Consider the following 21,745-nt stretch of genomic DNA (forward strand, 5'->3'; position numbering starts at 1 on the left):
ATGGTAGGACAGGCTACGGTTCTATGTCCCACATCAGAAGATCGCCGGCGTTTTTGTTTTACAAAAAGGCAGCCGAATGCCCGAAGCATTACGGCCGCTCTTTTTAATCGGTTATTTTAAAGTAACTCTGAAAAGTCTTGCTGCTGTCATCTGCGGCATCTTTACAGAAAGGACGCCATCTTTGAGTTCAAACTCACAGTTGACCCTGGAAGGATAGATAACCTCCACCTTATCGATAATTTTCCCGTCAAAATGAAGCGGAATTTCTGCGGTATCGGTCTTCGGCGTGAATACGGAAAGATATGCAACATCCTCCGTCTTGACACCATAAACCAAAACTGAATCGCGAATATTGTTGAATCCCACCGGCCAGAACGGGACAGCCTTACGGATATCACCGCGGATCCGCTTGTATACAGAAATACCTTCCCTCAAAAGGTCCATCGTGTGTTCGCCGAATTTCCACACCATGCCGCTCATGTACGGGCGGAGCAGGATGCCGTTTATCATATTGTAGATAACATGCTCCTCTTCATTCTCGTACGGATAGACCCACATTCCTGCCTGCTCCGGTGTTACTGCAGAGGCGACATTGGACGCGATGTAGGAGTTGTAAATATAATCGGTCTGGTCAGAGGTCGACTGCAGAGACAGAAGGCGAAGCATGCCGTAATCCATTCTCTGCGCACCGGAACCGCAGTTCTCGATGACGAGGTCCGGATGCTTTCTGAAGATTTCTTCATACCATCTGTGAAGCGCTTCGTAGTGACCAAGCACCGCACCGGCACAGCTTTCGGTATTCAGATCGGAGCCGATTCCCTGCGTTACATTGTAGTCTATCTTAAAGTATCCCACGCCGTAATCGTTGATCAGGCGGTCTACGACGTCCATGCAGTATTGATAGACTTCCGGATTTCTGAAGTCCAGAAGGTATCTCTTATTATCGATGTGACGTTTCCCATGACGGCATACAAACCAGTCATCCGGGAGCTTAGCGGCCAGTTCGCTGGCAGTCCCCATGACTTCGATTTCCAGCCATAGTCCCATCTTCATGCCCTTGCCGTTGGCGTAATCGCAGATTGCTTTCAGACCATTCGGGAAACGCTCCGGAGATTCGACCCATTCGCCGACTCTGTCCCACCAGTATCCTTTATCATACCAGCCGCAGTCCAGGCAGTAATACTCGCATCCCATTGCAGCGGCTTTATCCATGATAGCGCGTTCTTTTTCATCAGTAGGATCGCCCATCAGACAGTTCATATAATCGTTGAAAACAACATTCAGCTTTTCATCATCGTCGTTCGGCCGTCTCATCGCGCGGCGGTACAGAGTCAGCGCCGCTACAGAATCCGAAACATCACCTTCCACAACGCCAAAGGCTGCCGGTACCGTCGTGAACTTGATTCCCGGTTTCAGGTTCAGCCACCACGCGTGTTCCTGCTCCGTCGGTCCGGATAATGCAATCGCCAGTCTCTTCCCGAGTTCCGTATCGTACTCGATATGCCACTGACCGGAGGACTCTACCTGGAAGATATAGGTTTCTTTCATTTCTCTGTCCTGGCAGATTCCCATCGGCAGGTATTCAACGGATGACCAGGAGCTGTGGCCTGTGTAGGCAAAACGGTTGTTGCCGAATCCCGGTGTATTGAATCCGTCGACCACCATTCCTGACAGATTAAGGTCTGTAAGATCCTCTTTTTTCCAATGAGCTTCACAGTCCCAGCTGTTATAAGGGATATAAATATCAGTTTTGTCGAAATAAGGCTGCTTGCCGTTTCCGCAGACATTCTGATAAATGAATGAGGAAATGTATTCTACCGGCCAGCTCTCTGTGCCCTTATTCTCCAGTTCCGTGAAAACTCGAACAACCGGGATATCATCGTAGAAAGTCATGTGATAATAAGCATAGATATCGCTCTCAGTTTTGAGGGTGATGACCAGTTTCTTTCCTGCAGCATGTTCATTCACTACATGATTTACATACTTAAAATCCAGTGAAGCACTGCCGGAATTATGACGATAGCCGTGCGTACCGCGGGTGGATTTTCCTGTTACATTAATCTCGATAATAGGATATATCACTTGTCCCATTTCTCTTCCGCTGCCATTGCCGATCTTGACTTCTCCAGCATTTCTAAGGCTCGACGGAACAAACTTTTCCAGTTCTACAACGCCATCATCGCGAATGTTGAATGCAACATAAAGGTTTTTTTCCAACATTTCAATTTTCTGTGACATGATATATGCTCCTTAAATATGATTATTAATACTACGGCGTAATTTTTTCTGTATACCGACTCCGATTTTTTCTGATATCCAAAATCAGGTACTCTCATACAAGTCTCTCAGCTCTTAATTGCCGAATCCACCTGGCCTTTAATAAAGTATTTCTGAAGGAACAGGTACAGGACGATTAAAGGCAGCATACCTACAACTGCGTTTGCAGCCGCCTGACCATAATCATTCATTACAGAACCGAAGAAAGTCTTAATAACCAGAGTAATCGTTGCCATCTCTGCTTTCTGCAGGAAATAGTATGAATACGTATATTCATTCCATACACCTACACCCTGCAGAATAATAACAGTAATCGTAACCGTCCGCAGCTGAGGCAGAATAACCAGGAAAAAAGTCTGCATATTGCTAGCACCGTCAATTGCGGCGGCTTCATCCAATGCTCTTGGAATCGATCCGATGAAATTGGTGTACAGGAAAATAACCAGAGGAAGACCAAACGCACTCAGGATAAGTACGATCCCCCAATATGTAGAAGTCCCATGGATCTTTGACATGGTGGAATATACACCGACCAAAGTAGTAAGCGGTGTAATCATCATGACGCCCATGATCAGATTTCTGATAACTTCATTAAATTTAGACTGATGTCTTGCCAAAGCATAGGAAGCCATACAGCCTACAATAATCTCAACAAGAAGGACCAGAACTGTAATAATCAGTGAGTTTTTAATACCGTTAAAAATCTCTCCGGTTTGAATGAGCTTCTGATAATTATCCCAATATATGGGGTTTGCCAGCTGAATTCTCGAAGATGTATCGTTAAATGCCTTCAATGATACATTAATGATGACATAAAACGGAAACAGATAAGCAAACAGAAGGAAAAGCCCGATCAGATATTTCCACCAGTCTTTTTTTCGGAAGGAGACAGATCCCACCTCATCCGGCTCATGAATAACTCCTTCTCCGGTATCTGTATACTTCTTTTTATTTTTCATCATGATTCCAGGCTCCTCTCTTGTTTGCGGAAGCAGCTGTTAACAGTCATTGAGATAATCATGATCATAACGAAAGAAAAAACGCCGATCGCAGCAGCATATCCGGCACGCTCTGAATCGAAATACCGGTTTGCAATGTAGGTTGCAAATGAGTTGGTTTTCTTTGCGGGACCGCCATCTGTCATTGCAATGATAACATCGTAGAGTTTCAGACCGCCGATCAGGTTGTATGTAACGGAAGAAGAAAGTGCCGGAATAAGGTTTGGTAAAATAATATGATGGAATAGTTGCCACGAATTCGCTCCGTCAACCGTTGCCGCCTCGAGATAAGAATTGGATACTCCCTGAATACCTGCAAGATAGATAACCATGGAAATACCAACGAACTGCCATGTATTAACAAATACAATAACCCCGATAGCATTCCATTCTTTTCCAAGCCAGTTCACGGCGCCCATACCCAAGAACGCTAAAATATCGTTCAATACACCGCCTTTGCTCTGGAAAAAGAAATACATGATATAGCCCATGATCAAGCCTGATACCATGGCCGGCATGTAAATAACGGTTCTTATAATGCCTCTTCCCTTGAACTTACTGTTCAGAAACAGCGCCATCGCAAGTCCGATCACCTGCTGCAGCGCAGTACAGCCGAATCCATAGATCAGCGTATTTCTCATTGCAACCAGGAAGTTCTTATCATTGAACATGGAAATGTAGTTTGTTATCCCCACAAATTCCTTTGTCTGAGAATACCCATTCCAGTTAAAGAACGAAAGATAAAAAGCGTTAGCCAGAGGATATGCTACAAACAGCAATATGATAACAATCGCCGGTATGTAGTACACATCCAGTTTTTTATATCTTTTATCCATACATGCTTCTCCTACTCTGTTAACTGAAAGGTCTTAAGTATAAAAGGGCCCCGCTCCGGGTTAGCTGTCCTGTTTTTCCCGAAATAGAGCCCGCCATGTCACTTAAAAACCATTATTAAGATTTTGTGTAATCCTTAGTTGCCCATCAGATCATTGTAGTTATCTGCCACAATGCCAACTGCCTCTTCTTTAGCGGAAGCGGGATCGCCATCTGCAAGGAAAGTATCAACAGAATCGGTCATAACGGACCACATACCGGAAGGAAGATACTCACGATCGAAGAAATTGTCATAGAACAGATCGCCATCGAACTGAGTCTGAGCTTCCTTAAATGCATCTGCAGTATAAGCTGCATCTGTGCCACTCTCAACCTCTGTATCTGTCAGCGCCGGGATACCACCATCGATCATAACAATCTGAGATGCAATTTCAGGCTGAGCGAGGTACGCAAGAAGCTGCTTGCACTCATCAGCATACTCTGTATCTTTCCAGATGCCGAAGCAGGAAAAGTTGCCTTCGCCGGTACCAAAGTAAGAAGGAGCATCTTCAGCAACAGACGGATAAGGAAGAATACCAATGTTGGCATCTTTATTCAGTATACGGATCTGAGGAATATTCTCTGTTGAGAACAGTGTAAATGCACCATCGCCGTTAGCGAGTGCCTGCAGGACCTGATCTCTTTTACCGGATACATAATCGTCATTGATCCAGCCATTCTCATACCATGTCTGAATAAGATCGAAAGCTTCTGTATGCTGTGTCCAATCCCAGGAGCCATCCTTCAGGGATTCTCTGTTAGCTTCTGCATCTGCTACACCATCATTGGTGTACTCAGTCGGCCAGAGGCCTTCAAGTGTATAGGAATCATAAGCATCCGTCAGAACCATTTCGATAGGTGTCTTGCCGGAATCAGCGATCTTCTGGCATGCATCATTGAAATCATCCCATGTACGGATATCAGCAATTTCAACGCCTGCTGCGTCAACAACATCCTTGTTATACATAATGGATGCAACGGCCTGCGTAATAGGCAGGATGAACAGCTCCCCGTCATCATTGGTAATAACGTCCTTCAGACCGGAATCAATCTTCTCTACCCAAGGCTGATCGGAAATATCCATCATATATTCGCTATACCGGATAAGTGACCATCCGTGAGTAACCCACATATCCGGAAGATCGTTGGAGGCCATCTTTGTCTTCATGGCAGATTCGTAGTCGCTGCCAAGATTATTAACAGTTACCTGAATGTCTGTTTCTTCTGTGAAATCAGCAATGATCTGCTGGAATACAGCGTAATCATCTGTTGTAAGGTTATACGCCAGCTCGATGCTTCCTTCCGGAGCCTTTGCCTCTTCGGTTGCTGCCGCATCATCTGCCTCAGCTTCTGCTGCAGTAGTCTCTGCTGCTGCGGACTGAGTTGTTGCCGTGCTCGAAGATCCGGAGCTTCCGCACCCTCCAAGTGAGAGGACCATCGTCCCTGCCAGCACGGAGCTGATTGCCTTTACTGCTAATTTCTTTTTCATATAATTTTCCTCTCTTTCTTTACGCCGTTTTGGGCATTTTTTTACGATACTGAAATTTCATTCGTTTTTTTTATACTTTATGAGCCAATAAAGCGGAAATTTCTAAAAGATATTATTAATTATATACAAACGCTCGTTGCGTTTTTCGCTTTTCTTTCGTTAATGCACACATTTATTGCAATGACCACGCATTTATCCGGTCAATTATTAACATTTTTTGCTTTTATGTGTATTATTCCAATATAATAACTATGGACTGAATTTCAGAGTTTTGACTGAATTTCGCTGGATTTCATTAATTATTTATATGTAAGGTAAGTAAGATGCTGTATGAAAACAAACTCGATTCTTATTTTATTGTTAATGAGAAAACATCTCTGCAATATCCTTTACATATTCACAGATATATAGAAATCGTTCACGTTATCGAGGGAAAACTGGATATGCAGATAGGCCCGGTACGGCATATCCTTAATCAGGGAGATATCGCATTTATCTTTCCTAATATTGCACATGATTACCATACTCTTTCCGATGATGCACACACCAGTCTTAATATAGTTAATTGTTCTTTGGAACTTCTACCACTTTATAAAATGAAACTTGAAGGGTACTATCCTCATATTCCTGTTATTAGAAATGACAATATTCCTGATGATCTCAATTGGATTGAAAACAGGCTTAATCATATTCCAAGAGCACTATTGACTGGCGAACTGGTCGGTTCTCTGATCTCTGCCGGATTCTGTTTTGCTTTTCCTTATCTTAGACCCATGCCGGTGGATCAGAGTGTGAATAAAGAACTTTCCACTCGCATCATTTCCTATATCGGTGATCACGCTTTGGAAAATCTGTCACTGGATTCACTTTCCAGACAATTCGGAATCGGGCGATACGCCCTGTCCAGAATATTTTCAAATATTCTCGGGACGAACCTTGCCGGTTATATTAATTCTCAGCGAATTAATTATGCTAAATTTCAACTTCTGAACACTGAAAAGGATATTTCAACGGTCTGTTACGAATGTGGATATCATAATCAACAGACCTTTAATCGCATTTTCAAAAAAGTAACCGGTATAAATCCAACAACATATCGAAAACTGCATAGTGGACTCCTTTACCCGTCAAACCTGACCGCTCTTCTGCCCGGACAAGGCCAGATCACTTCTCAGGATTCCAGTACAGGCTGAGCTATAATAAAAGAACAGTCGCTTTTAAAGTGGGACAGGGGACGGTTCTATGCCCCACTTTCTGATTGTTTGCGCAAAATGAACGGTGGTTGCAGAATAATTTCCCTGGTCATAGGGCGCTTATAAGGGAAAAGCGGAGCTATGCCGTCGTCGATCAGCATTGATCTCGATCTCCAGCTGCTTTTCGCAGAAGAGAGCTCCCTGATGGACAAGCTTCTTCTCGGCCTTTTTATTATTAGCGCACGCCTTCACACGGGTGGAATCAATAAAGATGCCTTTTGTATCGATGAGATGATGGCTGTAGCATTCTTCAAAAACTCTTACTTCAATCTCTTTGATTATTTGACGCATGCTTCGAATACCGTAGAGATACTGGATGATGGGAATCTCAATAAGGACGAGAGGATCCATGCAAAGCATCTGGCTCCTATTTCACGGATGCGAATTCACAATATACGATCGCAACATATTGAAGGTGTAATTCATGATGCGGATATCAAAAAAAAGGATTGCCGAGCACAGTATTTCGGACATCACCGAGCAGGTTTAATAGGAGTATTGAGGAGCTGAAAAGGGAAATAGAGAAGATTCAGATATAAAACAAGGGGAGCACCGCTAAGATGCAATCCCCATGTTTTATCGCTTATATTTGTCACCTACGTGTTAGCTACACGGCGTTTTCCACACGTTCTCATAGCTTCTAACCCGCGCATTTACGCCATTTCTCAGAACTTACCTGCCTCCGCGGCCTGTTGCACGGAAACAGCCGTGCTCACGGTCATACCCACCATCGGGTTGTTTCCCATTCGCATTATTGTAATCCATCAATAGATAATGGCGTACACTGTAGGCTTTGGAAGTTCTAAGATGCTTTGAGTATAGCACGCAATTTTAATAAAAGCGACTACTTTTTAATTAAATATTCTTCTGCGCAATATCCAGTTTTTGCATTGGCAATGCTATTGGTAGAGATATACAGCCAAGCGTTCCCATTCTTATCAATCTTATAGTAGCCGTACCAAATTACAACTTCACCCGGACGAAGCGTACCAACAATGCGATTACCAGCGTTATCCTTGGTGTCTGTACGCATATTAAGGAACGATGTTACCTTTGCCGGGTCCACAGCAAATCGTACTCCCTTTGCGGCAGAACTGTTAAAATAGGTTGCCCCAGAAGTCACAACCTGAGCCGTATTAGTCTTATCAATACTCTCTTCTTTATACCTCAGCACACAGTCCCACGGGTAGTTTCTATATCGTCTGATGAGGAACTCTCTTCCGGTCTGATCACCAGTAAGCCCGTTAATAGCTCTCCCATTTTCATTAATGGATGCTTCTACTTCTTTCATTCCACCACAGAACATAGCCGTATGATGTCTCTTATTTAACAATACATCTCCCCGTCTCAGTCCTTTTCCAGTAGCCAGATTGATCGAGCTGGTAATATCCGCAAAGCCACATTTCATAAACACACTATACATATTGCCAGTATATGTAGCACCTTTAGATTTAACCGCAACTCCAGCCTGCTCCCATGCTGTGATTATAGCACTGGAACAGTCATAGTCAGGCCCCCAACGATGAATTTGGTCATAACCATGAGAGTCATCATTAGCGGTGCGCTCCATCCAAGATATAGCCGATTCAATCTTGCTCATCCTCAGTCTCCTCTGTAGACGCCATCATCCCCTGCCCAAGTGCTCTGGATGCATCAGCCCATCCCTCTGCAAAAATGTATGCAATCAATGCACCAAACGCCATAATAATAGACGTAACCTGCGCTGCCGATGCTTCTGGTACGTTAAACGCTGTCAAGATTGCGCTAACAAACGCTACCACTGCGAACCAAAACTTTCTTGAAGTAAACTTACGAATCATATCCGCTTTTGTCATCCTAGACCTCCTTCGTCTGTTACATCGTCTAAATCAATAATTTCAATATCATCTATTTGAGATTGTTCTGCCTCTGGTTGAGGTTTTTTCTTTATTTTGATCACTGCGGCAAGTAATAGCTCTATTGCGGATATTGGAATCATTACGCTTTCTAAAGTTGTCGGTTCTGTATTAAATAAACACCACCCAACAAAGAAAATTGTGCCCCAGAGTTCCATATGTATAACAGCGATAATTAATATGTAGTCCAGTTTGTTTAGCTTCATGACTCTAATTCCTTTATAAAATAAAAAGGCCCTCCGATTTCCCGAAGAGCCATAAACCCCAGCCTGCGCGCTAGCCGAGAGTTTTGTCATTTTTCATTGCAACTGCGGACTTACATCCCTACCTTGATGCACCTGTTTTCCCACTTCTTGTAGGCGTCAAGATACAGCTCGCTTTTGTCTCCATTAAAAGTCAGTTCGTAGTACATACCGTCCGAAACAGTTGTGCTGAGCAGCGCTTTCCAGTTCTGCAGCGCCTTACACATCCAGACGACGAAAACATCCTCTGTCGTAATGTTTCCGTTTTTGTCAGTCGCATCTTTGCGATTATTGAAGTACTCTGCCACTTTACCTTTGCACAACTCAACAAATTTTTTATCCGTCATGTCTTTTCTCTCCTTTTCTTACTCATCCATATACCGGACGCCTGCGACGATCACGCAGGTCCCGATCACCAGCACAGTTATGATTATTAGTGCAAGTGCACCAGTTACAATTACTACAGCAGTCATATATACGCCCTTTCATATAAACGCATCATTTTTAAGACATTGCTCATATGTTTTCTTAATCAGCCTAATAGACGCAGTTGCTTTGGAATTAGGAAATTTGGGATGATCGATACAAAACTGCTCGTATCTTGTTATGGCTTCTAAGACTTCATTAAAACCCTCTTCAGAATGACGTAAGCCGACTCGTATCTCATCGGCAAACCGAATAATTTGGCTCCTCCAGAGTTCTACCTTATCAATATCTCGATTTTGGTTAATAAGTTTTATTTCAGCTCGTATGCCACTATCTGTTTTATTCATTTCTATCCTTAACTTCTCGACATCTGAGCGTATTTTTTCCTGTTGTTGAATTATATCTGCATTTAAGGATTTACCAATTGCGCGACCTATCATCGACCACGGGTATACTGGCAATTTACTATACTGAAGAATTGTAAGTACAATAATAAATACAATTAACCAGAGCAAAACTCGGTTGCCGAATTGTGGCCCTGTTATATAATTAATTAAGTTTTGATAAAAATCCCATTCTGTCATCTAGTCCCTCATCTATATAAAAAGAGCCGCCAAACTAATGACGACTCTTGGTGCGAAATATAACAAGTATAGTTATGCGTAATAGATCAAATATGCGTCACAATAGGTGTACCACTCCCACTGCCTCCAACCACTGCCATTCCAATATTGGCGATTAGCGGCATAAGGGCAATATACAATAGCATTACTCCCCGATAATGTTGACGATACCGCGCTACCACCACCTGCACTGAAATTTATGAAATTAGTCTGACTATACCATGACAGACCAGCGTTTCTAAGAACAATGTTGTCTGCTGTAATACCATACTGGATATAGTCGGTTATATCAAAGGTATATGCTTTATTTCCAGACCACGTCCCCTGACCACTTGGAAGAGGATTTGTTCTACACTCCCCGAGCTTCACCACATGAAGCGATCTTGCCGTATACCCAGCTTTATATGACTCTGACTCAGTGTTTACTCTTCCATCAGCATGATCCACGCCATCTTGCCATCGGGCATCGTACTCAGACTTTGAATATAATTCATTATCTACTACAATCTCCGGATACCCGTTTGAAGTCTTATTAATATACCCACCGGATGGTACTAATATGTTGGTTTTACCCTCAGATGATCTAGCCCAACTGATTGCGTTTGTTGTTGCTTCATGCACTGGTAGCTGCCCGTCAACAACCTCATCATTTGAATCTGCGGTGAGGCCAGTGTAACCAGATAATAGTAATTCTCTTGTAATGGTTACGTCCGACGATGATACACTCCCACCAATCGGTTGCATTAAAACTTCACCCATTTTAGACTCCTTTTATTTTCAGAGAGATTGTCGTTACTGGCTTTTTATACGTATAAAATGTCACCGAATCGGTAGTTACAGTCCCATATCCGCAAGCAACAGCATTATACGCTCTCAAATAAGCTTTTTGTGCGTCGGTATCCATAGCGGCGTTCACATTTCCATGAATTTCAATAATACTGTCGTTCATAGCTCCCGGAAGAGATACTGTCTGGTGATAACGCCCATCGCTCTCTTCCCAGTTGTCTTTTGATAAAGTAACTTCAGTTACACTACCTAGCTTTTCAATCTGAAGTTGCAAATTCCCGGCGACATCACCACTAAGATTATGCTTAATATTGGCAAACCACGCGCTCCAATGCTCCTGTGCAAGGCCAGTATAAGTCGCTAACTCTTCGTACTTTGATCTAAAAGCATCGGTCTGATTACTAAATTCTTCTCGCCATTGGGCATTCCATTGCTGAAGCAACTGGTCGGCATTGATGGTTTTAAGAGGCGCGGTTACATAAGGACACGTGGAAGTCCCAACATAGTTTGTTATATCAGAATCATTAATTGCTGTTGTTTCATCAGTATTTTTAACATAAACATCGGCAATCTTGTGATAAAACACCTCAGTAGTATCTTCCAATGTAGGCGGCAACGGATCTTTTTCAGCCATTCCTTTAATCACTTTTATTTCGTTACGCCGATAATCAAGAGCATGATTAACTTCTAGCACAATAGAATCAATTCTATGAAGTGGTGCTATCTGCTTGTCGATGTCTAGAATCAACTTTGAATCATTCACAGTCCAAGTGTGATTAAACCAAGCCCTACCAGTATCCACAGTGACGCTCATCCCATCTCCTGCTGCTACATTAAACCGGTTTGCAATGGTCATATACACACCATCCTCGATAATTCCGTCAAAGATACTGGACATCTGATCGGCGTTGTATTTCCGGTCACCGTTTTGTGAATTAAAAAAGCCATATGTTAGAGCCATATACAATCACCTCTACTTATCTATAGAATGCCAATATCCATCTTTATCGACCCAACTAAGAATAGACGTTTGGATATCGTTTACTTTTGCACTATCAAACGACGGGTAAATCCGAAGCCCGTTATTATCCCAAGAGTATATAATCTCCGTAATTCTTGACACACCTTGTATGCCATACTCATTTACTACCTGAACAACATCCCCAAGATAAAAGTCCTTATTCAGAGTAAACATTTGGTCAGCATTAAGTTTTCCATCGAATGACTTTGTTGCCATGTTTTCTTTTTTAGCAAGATTTTCATCACCTTTTTGTTTAAGTAATGCGTTGTATTCACTGGTACTGAGATCGCGAGACTCTCCATTATCATCTGTTACTTTAGAAGAGGTTCCTCTTGCATCTGTAAAAAGCTCATATCTATCAAGACCAGTAACAGAAGTATTCCCAACCGTATAATATTTTCTCTCTGACCCCTCACCCTCTCCACCAACAAGAGTAACGTTCTTCAAATTCTTTGAAGACTGGACATAATCTGTTTCTGTTATGTTGTCATATTTTGGCGAGAATTCCACATATAAGTTATCCGTCTGGTCATATGTTCTGTTTGTGCCAACATAAAGACTAAATACAAAGTCAGAACCTTCTCTTGTAACCTTGAATCCAACGTTATTTTGATCACATAACCCTTGAATAGCTTTGTAAAGGGTATCGCCTGTAAATTGCGTATCTATTGACAGAGATGTAATTGTAGAATCGGTGGATGTTTTAAATTTGAAGTTTGGAATTTTTCTAGATGGATCAGACGGACTGATTATGTTTTCATTAAGAAGTGTTTGGATAGCATTCTGAAAATTACCAGTCAAATCTTTCTGTCCCCAAACAATTCTTCTTGAAAGGATACTATCTAGAGATCTCCCTGAAATAATAAATTCGTCGCCATCGTCATAGTTTGTTTTTAACTCCAAACTTTCGACTATCATTGTTCGGTCAGATTCTGTTACATAAATATAATTTCCGATTTGATAGATTTCTTCTTTAGCCTTATCGCCAACTGTAACGATTTCAAAGTCACCCTCTTTGTTGTATCTATCGGCCCAAATAAATGACTTGAATGTATCACACAATCCAATTGCTTCAAAATTTTTATCAAGAATTAACGGCGTCATATTTTAAATTCCCTCGTATCTTGTCTTTGATTTGATATAGAATTGAATATATTGCCAATTCTTATCTGATAAAAATGAAAAGATGTTCGGACCTCTAGAAATTTCAAACCAACTTGCATCTCTATTTATGCAATTCAAAATATTTGTTCTACGTCCGTTTCTTATTAACCAAACATGTTTATTTCCACGCTCAGTAGAAAATTCAATATCGTCGGACTTGCTAAACCCAGCCCCAGTAACAGCTTTTAGTTTTGCACAGTCAAGAATAAATCTTTCATCTGTATCAACGTTATACACTCTAATTTTTCCAGTATCATCAATATCTTCTATTGCATGCATATACATCTTTATACCGATTGAAGCGTCACCCTCGTAAACAATAACGGCTCGATCAGCATGCTTATATGCACCGAATTCAATTAAATTTTCAGCCAAAGACTCATTACTAAAAGGAAATTCAAATCGTGGCTCAATACCTGCAAAATAAGTAATGAGTTCTTTTTTTGCACCTGCATCGTAGAAATACGGATCAGGGCAATCAATTGTTATTTGGCAGCTTGATAACTGGTCAAAAACTGTTGCCTCATTTTTTTCAACATATCCAGTTATAGATGCAACAACTTTATCCGTATTAAAAGTTAATGTTACTTGTTTTTTAACTGGAAAATACTTATATGAAGCTTTTCTTGCCTGCTCACCATCTGGTATAGACTGATATAAGCAAGTTATTACTATCTGCCTCGATCCAAGTCTCGCAGAATTAAAAAAAGACCCATCTGATGTCACAAGATCAATCATGTTAATTGTTGCATCGGTGGGGGCAAGACCAGTAATATTGGTTACGAAGAGCCCCGAATCACCGGGGCCCCCCATCACCAAATCTGTCGACTCGCCTTTAAAGTTTTTTACATTGATTGACTTAATCATGTTACACCAACCATTCCTTTCAGTATTGCCAACTGATTTCTGGTTTGTCTATAGATGTCAAGCCGAGACAATGCAGTAGGCGAGTAGTTATTTTGTGTGAAATTAATATTGCTTCCGCTATTGTTACCCTGAGTCATTGCAGACTGTAATGCACTCAACTTATCGGCATTAGTAGTAATATGACCAAGATTTGCGTTCACGCGGAACCCATTATAATTAAACATAGAACCGAGACGCCTCATGCCATTTTGTGCATCAGACAAATCAATAACTGGAGTGATGACTGGCTGTGTGCTTATATCATCACTAAGAATATCGCGTGCAGTAGAAAGAGCGCGCTGCATCGTGTTTACAACTGTATCAGCTACCGACACACTAGCATTTTTAATCATGCCCAATCCAGCGAACTGGCCCTTTGCAAGTCCCTCATCCCAAAACTTACCAATTCTATACGCAAGTCTAGATGGAGAATGAACTTCAAGAGCTCCTGCTGTCGCACTGGCAACGGCATTGGCCAATTCAACTGCCGCCGCCTGAGCCTCAGCAATCTGAGATCGTATTCCATTAATAAGACCAGAACCCCAGTTTGCGCCAATGGCATGACCGTTGTCTGGAGTAAGCACGCTTCTTACAGCATTGTTTACAGCCTGAGACAAATTACTTCCTGCCTGCATAACCACACCAGACTGTTCATTAACACCTGCTGCCATTGATTCGGTAAGCAGCATAGCGTTATTAAGACCAGTTTTCTGAACCGCTGGAGCATTCTCTTCAAAACCAGTGCCCATAGCTGTAACATAAGTATTAACAGATTCCATTGCAGATGTCGTCATGATGGGCTGTATAGTAGCAGAGAACTGTTTGCCCATATTCTGAACTGCAGTGTTGAGGAAATTAGCCTGAGATGTATACTCATTAAAAGCCTGCTGATAAGTCATACCATCTAACTTACCGCGGGACATCCATTGTGCGGATGCGTTTGCTCCTGCTGTTTCAGCAAGATTTTTCATCTCAAGAAGTTTTTCGCTAAGACTAGTAATTCCTGGCGCGTCTAACTGAGACATTGCGTTAATAATATCAGGTTTGAACTTATCAGAAAAATAAGTGATTATATCTTGCCCACCATTTACGGCAATATTGGTCATCTGCGCGGCGTATTTTTTCATTCCAGCAAGCGACTTATTAACTCGTTCAACTAATTTTGCGCCAGTAAGGTCATATTTGGTATCCCACTCGCCGAATGGATCAAATGCACTTTCAAGAGCAGACTTAACGCCCTCTCCAATCGTCTCAGCATAATCTTGGAATCTAGACATTACAGAGTACGCCTTTTCCATCTTATCAATAGCATCGGAGATAACCTGATTAGATACTGTGCCACTTTCTCGAACTTTCCGAGTGACCTCCTCAATGGTTGTCCCATGCTCCTCACATACCTGCGTCAGATTCTTATATGAAGCCATAAGTTCTTCTGACGTAGCACTTCCGCTGCTTTCAAGCTTTTTATAAGCTTCAGCGGCTTTCATAATTTCTTCATTAACTTTATACTGACTCTTTTCAACTTTCTGAGTATAAGCTTCAAGAGTAGTACCATGTTTTACGCAAGCATCTGATACCTTTTTTAACTGATCCTGAAGATCGCTCATACTAGCAGTACCACTAGCTTCAAGATCCTTATACGCTTTTGCTTCTTTCAGGATCTCTTCATTCATAGCAGTCTCTGCTTTGAGCCTAGTCTTAAGATGACTAATTAAAATAACATTCATTCTTGCCGTCATAGCCATTGCTGCAGCCTGAGAGGCAAATGCCTTTTTATTGGCGAACTTTTCATTAAGCTTATCAACCTGATCTGCGGTCATTTTGAGCATCCCGGAAACTTTAGGATACGCCGCAACGCCCTCGTCTATGATTGACTGAATGACATCTTTATTAAATCCTTTAAGCCCAAGATTCATCACGCGCTCATAGAAGTTCTTATAGCCTTTCATCTGTGAGTCGGCGTTATTGAGAATCTGGTCTGGAGTAAGAGCTTCCCCAAGTTTCATATCAAACTTTGAGAAGAAATCAATTCCATCAGAGACCTGTTTTTTAACTTTAACGAACGCTTCAACAAACGCTTTACGAATTTCAGCTGCTTTGTCTTTAGCGTTTTTTGCGGTTTCGTCAGTTGATTTTTTTACAGAATCAGATGCTTCTTCTGCATCCGCATAAATTTCTGCACATAACTCAGAGAATGCGGACTGAGCCGCAATCATAGGAGAAACGTCATCCACTAGAGCCAACACACCACCATAAGAAGTCCCAAATGTATTGAGCACTTCGTTGGAATATTTGAGATATTTAGCTAACTCTTTTTGAGATTCGGTTGCTTTTTTGGATGCACCACCAGCACCACCAGTTTTTTTTGCCGCCTTACCAGCAGAACCGGCAACGTCATCGAAAGAATCTGCAAGGCCACTATTTGCATCCTTAAGTGATCCTAAAAGATCTTCATAACTAAATATGTCACTATCATCGACATCAACGGCTTTTTTAGGTTTTCCATAATTTTTAAGATCTATGTACTCACTAGTATCTGCCGACTCTCTTGCAATGCGTTCAGATTTTGGCGAGAGATACCTGCCAGCTATAGACGCTATACCTCTCTTGAGACTTAGGCCAGCAGACTGCCCAAGACCAAAAAATTGACCAAGATAACTCCCAAATTCTCCAAGGATACCGCTAGCAGCCTCATCCCCAGCCCCTTTTGTTGCACTTATAAAACCATCTTTAGTCTTAAGGCCGACAGCTTCGGCAGCTTGTCCAACAAGTGGAATTCCTTTAAGCATTGATGTGGCAATATTCGTATCCAGATCAAATCCCCATATGTTGGTATCTTTCAACGGACCTATCTCTGCAGTTGACTGGTGCAAGTACGCCCAAATAGTTTTAGCAATTGAAAGTGCTGCACCCGCAACATCGCGAACTCCGCTAAGAAGACCGAACGCCATATTTGAGGTTAAATCAGCACCCCACGATATTGCTTCGCTAGCAAGTGATTTTATTGACTCGAATGCAACTGCTAACTGTGTAATTGCAGCACTTGCGATCAGTACCGCTTTTGCTGCAATGGTAAGACCACCGCCGAATACTGTTAATCCAATTCCGGCAATGGTTGAGGCAGGCCCAAGAAGATATAACGCTGCCGACACTACAATAAGGGCAGCGCCAACCTGTACAAGCGGTCCAGCAAGCGACCCTAAGACATCGGAATATTGCCCCATAGAAACAAGGAATCCAATAAATTGTTCTACTGATGGTAAAAACGCCGAAATAGCACTTGTCACAATATATATAGCAGCTGCAAAAGCAAGGGCCACTGCCGCGCAGGCAATAAGCACTCCAATAATTACTACCATTGCCGGAATAGCAGCATTCACTTCTACTCCGACAAATTTAAATACAATAGCTAATCCTGCAATACAGGCTGTAAATGTAAGTAATAATCCTATAATGGATTCTATTGGCATGCCGGACAGCTGAGAAAAAGCCAATGTCAAAATCGTTAATCCACCAGCCAGCGACAACGTTATTGCAAGTATCGGCCAAATATTTATTTTTTCTACAAATTTTGACATGCCGGAGAGCAAGGCTACTGAGCTACCAAGTGCAATAAATGAGAAGACTATTGCCGCAGTAGCCGCTGCAAGATTATCTACTGGTATCTTAGATAATTCCTGACAGACATGACCTATGGCCAAAACTGCCAATATCATAGTAGTAACAATCGATATGACAGATTTTGGTTGTGCCTTATCCATCAATTTAACAGCTCCAGCCAACGATATCATTGCAGCTGCGACCAAAAGAATGCCGATAATAATTGGTTTCCACGCAACACCAAATAACGCAAATATAGGTGTAAGAAGATACATTGCGACTACTAGTGAAAGAATGCCCGCAGCAATTTTTCCTACATTTACCTTGTCTAGGACTTTCAATACCGCCCCAAACGCTAACAATGTAGTGGCAATACCAATAAAACCTTTCATTAACACAAAAAAATCCATATTTCCAAATAAAGCAGTCGTTCCTGCCGCGACAAGAAGCGCAATTGCAAATCTTAAAAGAGCTTTAGAAAGAGTACTTATATTATTAGCTGCTTTAAGAACAGTGCTCTGTGACGCTATAAGCACTATGGCATAAAGGCCTCCAATTGCGGCCGCCAGAATCTTTGTATCGCGTATCGGGTCCCCACCATATTTTCCAAGTATCGCCATCGCTTTACTTAGAACTGCTACTGCTCCAGCAAGAACAAATATAGACATAGCCATTTTGAGCGTCATCCCGGCAAGATCATCCACGACTTTCTTTCCGATTTTAACAACTGCATAAAATAGCGCTATTGCGCCTGCTATGCCAACAATGAGGCCAACAAGACTTGCGGCTTTCATGCCGGTGCTCAGTTTTGTCCATGCAACAGCTGCCGCTACGATTTCCGCTCCAAATAAAGCGAGTTGAGCAAGTATAACTTTAATCAGTACTATGGTTGTAATAATGGATATATTGAACACAGTAAGACCAGCACCAAATGCTGCTAAACCGCCGCCAAGCTTGAGTAACGTCATTGCCGCCGTTGAAAGCATTGGAGAAAAAGCGGCAACAGCTGCTAGCGCCATGCCTAACCCAACAAACATTGTGATTAGAACAGCAACAGGAGTAAACATTTTTCCTATTGCTTCTCCCAATGATGAGGAAGAATTGATGAAATGCGTAGTTATAACCGTAATAATTCCAAGGATAACACTGACTTCCAAAAGAATTGCACCAAATTCAGCGAGAGCTATACCAATTGCAACAACTCCAGCCGGATTGATACTGTTAGAAATGTTAGATATGGCGTATGTTAGACCAACAAGACCAACTGCAATCGCCCCCAATACAACAAGCGCATGATCTAAGCCATCACTATTATATGTGGCAACCATAGATAGTAACGCTAGAGAACCAGCAATAAGGCCAATCCCAATAGCGATATCTCTAAACCTCTTAGTCTTATTTTCGGCAGTTAGAGACTTAAAGAAACCGCTTATACTTGTCAAGCAACCTTTGACAGACTTTGTTATAGTCTGTGAAGACTCAGTGAACACATTAGCTAAACTACTAACGCCTTTAGATAAGGATCTGATTTCTAAAAGATATAAAACAATAGCACCAACAGCAAATACGTTTTGCCAATTAATTTTTGAAAGAAATGTAGCAAAATTTTTAAATATTCCTTTACCACTTTTGGAAAAGGTTGATAGTTGTTCAACAAATGCCCCTGTAGCAGCATTTACCCCAAGAATATTCGTACTCATCTTGGAAAGGTCGCCAGACATTCCCTGTATGAATGGCCTTGATTTGTCAACTGTACCATTGACACTATCAAATGTTTTTTCTCCACCTTTCAACAATTCAATAAGCTTTGAAAACGGAGTGGTAAGTCCACTAAACAACTTAGAAAGATTTTTAATTCCACTACCGGCAACTGTCCCTATCCCAGTAGCAATACCCTTAATGAGTAACAAAAAGTTATCAAAACTATCAAGTTTAAAATCTTTTACGCCAGTAATTCTTTCTGCAAGTTTGTTTATAACCCCGACAGCAAACTCTTTAAAACTAGACAATTTTTTGAGTAAGCTATCCAAGACATTAGAAGATCTAATTTTATTTACTATAGTCGCAATTCCATTTACAGCCTGAATTACCAGCCACGCAATCGTTGCGCCTACCAATTTAAGTCCAGTAATCAACCCTTGGAGAATTTTAGAGCCTCCAATTCTACTGGCAACATTAGATATCGTCGAGCCGAATTTTTGTAATATAGATATCGTTACGCCAACTACTTTATTAAGCTTTGTGAAATGACCAAGTATACCAAGCCCAACAATTATTTTGAGAATGGCGGCAAATGATCCAAAGCCTAGACCGCCCAACATTAATCCTTGAATTGACTTTAAAACTGTCAGCACAGTAAAGAATATAAGGATTTGTTTTTTATATGGACTTAATGCGTTGAAAACGGTTTTGATGGTGTTAAATATAGAAAGAAATACTTTCTTAACTTCAATCATTTGCTCTTTTGAGAGCTGAATACTTTTTGTAAAAGATTGTAAAGAAGCGGTCGCTCCTGCTAATCTCTCTCCATTTATTCCGCCAAATACTTCCTGAAACGCTTCTCTAATTGGCTGAATAAGTCTGTGAACACCATTCAATATATTAACAAAGCTTTTAAGTAGTTCGTCTCTTCCTCCGGCATTCCGCCATTCGGCTAAAAGATTATTTCTTGCAGATGTAAAACGGTCAGAAATATCAATTGCGTAATTACAGATACCAGTCCAAAGCTTTCGCACTTCATTAACATTACCAAAGATAAGCTCGTAACTATTAGACCATCCAGTAGAAATTGCGTCCTTTACAGCGTCAACAACATCAGACCATGTGCGGCACTCTTGCGCTGCCTGAAACGCCGCCTTAGAGAACTCTGTTGTAGAATTTGTCGCTTCGTTATTCTTAAAAGTGTATTCTTCCGTATCCCAGTTGGCTTGGTTAATTCCAGCTGTGTACTGACTCATGACTTTGTTATATACATCCATGGTAAGCCAGCCTTTTTGAAGAGATCCATTAAAATCTCTATTGGCACCAGCTGCAATTGCACTAGCACCGCCAGCTTCAATGAGCTGTTTTTTCAACGTAGCGGATGCTATATTAGTAAGACCAAATGCCTGCTGCCAATCTTGAAGCATAATATATCCACGACTAGCAGCCTGTGATAACTGATACATGCCATGAGATACTTTTTCGGCACCAACACCAGCCCTAGCGCCTGCCAAAGCAAAACCTTTGACGGAAACAGCCAACTGACTAAGATTTTTCTCACCTGACGCAGTAAGCTTCGCCATATTATCAACCATATCGGTAAAATTATACGAAGTCTGATCTGAGAACCATGCCAAATCATCTACAGTTTTTGTTACTTCATCCAAAGAAGCCCCAGTAGCAACCATCAAGGTTGAAACCGCCTTTGTTTTTTGCCCGAATTTATCAAATCCAGAGGTCATACTATTAATGCCAGTAAGAGTCTTACCGCAATTAATAGCCATTTTATATAAAGAGTCTGTAATGTTGTTTACAACTCGCTGACCAACAACACCAGCAACAGAGAATGTATTTTTCAGATTTTGCACATTTCGTTGAATAGAAATTATTTTAGAATCGGCAGCAGAAAGCGACTTCTCAAGCCAGTTTAAAGATGCTCCACCACCCTTTTTTGTATTTTCTTCGATAGAGTTATTTAATTTTTCCAGTGACTGAAGAGTCTGCCGAACACCAGATTCAAATTGTGCGTTGTCAAACTGCATTTGAACAACACGTTCATCTATTGTACTGCTCAAGAGTTCCGCACCTCCTCCCAAATATCTTTTTCGATTTGATCAAAAATCGGACGTAACGCAGGATTAATATAATCAATCCCCTCTACCCATCCACCTGTTCCTGTTCCGTGACCGTATTGAATCATGATTGCTACATTGTAATAACCGGGTTTTATATTTGTGTTATACCAAATCAACGACAGCTTAGAGCCATCATTTGTAATTTCATAATTCCACGAATCGGCAGTAAGACCGCTATCTTTTGGTGTTGCCTCGCGCAGCGCCTCAACGCCTTGTTCACCGAATTTATCAAGTTGTGAAAGAAATCTGCGCTCCTTTAATGTTCGCAAAAACTTGAATGAATTATTAAAATCGCCTTTTGTTCTCATTCCAATCGTCATAGTTTTTGCCATTTTGATCACCTTGAATACTTCATG

General features: G+C 41.5%; 16 protein-coding genes and 1 pseudogene. 1 reads left to right on the forward strand and 16 read right to left on the reverse strand.

Going from position 1 to position 21,745, the window contains the following annotated elements; genetic code table 11:
* Positions 1-111: 111 nt before the first annotated feature.
* The 4 genes from E0E20_RS07080 to E0E20_RS07095 form a co-directional block, all read right to left on the reverse strand.
* Positions 112-2,238, reverse strand: a complete 2,127-nt coding sequence (locus tag E0E20_RS07080; RefSeq protein WP_130837507.1) for a glycoside hydrolase family 36 protein — start codon at positions 2,236-2,238, stop codon at positions 112-114.
* A gap of 107 nt (positions 2,239-2,345) precedes the next feature.
* Positions 2,346-3,239, reverse strand: coding sequence for a carbohydrate ABC transporter permease (locus E0E20_RS07085; RefSeq protein ID WP_242622702.1), 894 nt, complete (start codon positions 3,237-3,239; stop codon positions 2,346-2,348).
* A complete protein-coding gene (locus E0E20_RS07090; protein ID WP_130837508.1) occupies positions 3,236-4,111 on the reverse strand; it encodes a carbohydrate ABC transporter permease in 876 nt (291 codons plus the stop codon). Before E0E20_RS07090 ends, E0E20_RS07085 begins: the two co-directional genes overlap by 4 nt.
* A gap of 134 nt (positions 4,112-4,245) precedes the next feature.
* Positions 4,246-5,637: an ABC transporter substrate-binding protein gene (locus E0E20_RS07095; RefSeq protein WP_130837509.1), complete on the reverse strand. Its 1,392-nt coding sequence runs from the start codon at positions 5,635-5,637 to the stop codon at positions 4,246-4,248.
* 323 nt (positions 5,638-5,960) lie between these two features.
* On the opposite strand from E0E20_RS07095, the gene E0E20_RS07100 reads away from it, so the two are divergent.
* On the forward strand, positions 5,961-6,830 hold the full coding sequence (locus tag E0E20_RS07100; RefSeq protein ID WP_130837510.1) for a helix-turn-helix domain-containing protein: 870 nt from the start codon (positions 5,961-5,963) through the stop codon (positions 6,828-6,830).
* Between the two features lie 324 nt (positions 6,831-7,154).
* Here E0E20_RS07100 and E0E20_RS14745 read toward each other — a convergent pair.
* The 12 genes and pseudogenes from E0E20_RS14745 to E0E20_RS07160 all read right to left on the reverse strand — a co-directional run.
* Positions 7,155-7,241: pseudogene (locus E0E20_RS14745) on the reverse strand (transposase); the annotation flags it as partial.
* Positions 7,242-7,734: 493 nt separating this feature from the next.
* Positions 7,735-8,490 (reverse strand): SH3 domain-containing protein, encoded by a 756-nt coding sequence (locus E0E20_RS07110; RefSeq protein WP_130837512.1) that lies wholly within the window; start codon positions 8,488-8,490, stop codon positions 7,735-7,737.
* Positions 8,477-8,725 (reverse strand): hypothetical protein, encoded by a 249-nt coding sequence (locus E0E20_RS07115; protein ID WP_130837513.1) that lies wholly within the window; start codon positions 8,723-8,725, stop codon positions 8,477-8,479. Before E0E20_RS07115 ends, E0E20_RS07110 begins: the two co-directional genes overlap by 14 nt.
* On the reverse strand, positions 8,722-8,991 hold the full coding sequence (locus tag E0E20_RS07120) for a hypothetical protein (RefSeq protein ID WP_130837514.1): 270 nt from the start codon (positions 8,989-8,991) through the stop codon (positions 8,722-8,724). The genes E0E20_RS07115 and E0E20_RS07120 overlap by 4 nt, the downstream gene beginning before the upstream one ends.
* Positions 8,992-9,101: 110 nt before the next feature.
* Positions 9,102-9,374 carry a DUF6275 family protein gene (locus tag E0E20_RS07125; protein ID WP_130837515.1) on the reverse strand — a complete coding sequence of 91 codons (273 nt, stop codon included), beginning with the start codon at positions 9,372-9,374 and terminating at the stop codon, positions 9,102-9,104.
* 138 nt (positions 9,375-9,512) lie between these two features.
* Entirely contained in the window at positions 9,513-10,037 is a 525-nt protein-coding gene (locus tag E0E20_RS07130; protein ID WP_130837516.1) for a hypothetical protein, read from the reverse strand.
* A gap of 72 nt (positions 10,038-10,109) precedes the next feature.
* The gene (locus tag E0E20_RS07135; RefSeq protein ID WP_130837517.1) at positions 10,110-10,835 is read right to left on the reverse strand and encodes a hypothetical protein; all 726 of its coding nucleotides are present in this window, start codon (positions 10,833-10,835) and stop codon (positions 10,110-10,112) included.
* A 1-nt stretch (position 10,836) separates the two neighbouring features.
* The gene (locus E0E20_RS07140) at positions 10,837-11,823 is read right to left on the reverse strand and encodes a hypothetical protein (protein ID WP_130837518.1); all 987 of its coding nucleotides are present in this window, start codon (positions 11,821-11,823) and stop codon (positions 10,837-10,839) included.
* Between the two features lie 12 nt (positions 11,824-11,835).
* Positions 11,836-12,987 (reverse strand): siphovirus ReqiPepy6 Gp37-like family protein, encoded by a 1,152-nt coding sequence (locus E0E20_RS07145; protein ID WP_130837519.1) that lies wholly within the window; start codon positions 12,985-12,987, stop codon positions 11,836-11,838.
* A gap of 3 nt (positions 12,988-12,990) precedes the next feature.
* A complete protein-coding gene (locus E0E20_RS07150) occupies positions 12,991-13,914 on the reverse strand; it encodes a phage tail domain-containing protein (RefSeq protein ID WP_130837520.1) in 924 nt (307 codons plus the stop codon).
* Entirely contained in the window at positions 13,911-21,329 is a 7,419-nt protein-coding gene (locus E0E20_RS07155) for a hypothetical protein (RefSeq protein WP_130837521.1), read from the reverse strand. Before E0E20_RS07155 ends, E0E20_RS07150 begins: the two co-directional genes overlap by 4 nt.
* Positions 21,326-21,721, reverse strand: a complete 396-nt coding sequence (locus E0E20_RS07160; RefSeq protein ID WP_242622703.1) for an HK97 gp10 family phage protein — start codon at positions 21,719-21,721, stop codon at positions 21,326-21,328. Before E0E20_RS07160 ends, E0E20_RS07155 begins: the two co-directional genes overlap by 4 nt.
* Between the last annotated feature and the right edge of the window lie 24 nt (positions 21,722-21,745).

It is taken from the genome of Lachnoclostridium sp. Marseille-P6806 (assembly GCF_900625025.1).
Classification (GTDB): Bacteria; Bacillota; Clostridia; order Lachnospirales; family Lachnospiraceae; genus CAG-791.

Bases quoted from the DNA above. Each gene is read 5' to 3' on its own strand.
- E0E20_RS07110 (WP_130837512.1), bottom strand. From the start codon at position 8,490: ATGAGCAAGATTGAATCGGCTATATCTTGGATGGAGCGCACCGCTAAT.
- E0E20_RS07080 (WP_130837507.1), bottom strand. From the start codon at position 2,238: ATGTCACAGAAAATTGAAATGTTGGAAAAAAACCTTTATGTTGCATTC.
- E0E20_RS07090 (WP_130837508.1), bottom strand. From the start codon at position 4,111: ATGGATAAAAGATATAAAAAACTGGATGTGTACTACATACCGGCGATT.
- E0E20_RS07135 (WP_130837517.1), bottom strand. From the start codon at position 10,835: ATGGGTGAAGTTTTAATGCAACCGATTGGTGGGAGTGTATCATCGTCG.
- E0E20_RS07085 (WP_242622702.1), bottom strand. From the start codon at position 3,239: ATGATGAAAAATAAAAAGAAGTATACAGATACCGGAGAAGGAGTTATT.
- E0E20_RS07115 (WP_130837513.1), bottom strand. From the start codon at position 8,725: ATGACAAAAGCGGATATGATTCGTAAGTTTACTTCAAGAAAGTTTTGG.
- E0E20_RS07160 (WP_242622703.1), bottom strand. From the start codon at position 21,721: ATGGCAAAAACTATGACGATTGGAATGAGAACAAAAGGCGATTTTAAT.
- E0E20_RS07140 (WP_130837518.1), bottom strand. From the start codon at position 11,823: ATGGCTCTAACATATGGCTTTTTTAATTCACAAAACGGTGACCGGAAA.
- E0E20_RS07150 (WP_130837520.1), bottom strand. From the start codon at position 13,914: ATGATTAAGTCAATCAATGTAAAAAACTTTAAAGGCGAGTCGACAGAT.
- E0E20_RS07095 (WP_130837509.1), bottom strand. From the start codon at position 5,637: ATGAAAAAGAAATTAGCAGTAAAGGCAATCAGCTCCGTGCTGGCAGGG.
- E0E20_RS07120 (WP_130837514.1), bottom strand. From the start codon at position 8,991: ATGAAGCTAAACAAACTGGACTACATATTAATTATCGCTGTTATACAT.
- E0E20_RS07125 (WP_130837515.1), bottom strand. From the start codon at position 9,374: ATGACGGATAAAAAATTTGTTGAGTTGTGCAAAGGTAAAGTGGCAGAG.
- E0E20_RS07145 (WP_130837519.1), bottom strand. From the start codon at position 12,987: ATGACGCCGTTAATTCTTGATAAAAATTTTGAAGCAATTGGATTGTGT.
- E0E20_RS07100 (WP_130837510.1), top strand. From the start codon at position 5,961: ATGCTGTATGAAAACAAACTCGATTCTTATTTTATTGTTAATGAGAAA.
- E0E20_RS07130 (WP_130837516.1), bottom strand. From the start codon at position 10,037: ATGACAGAATGGGATTTTTATCAAAACTTAATTAATTATATAACAGGG.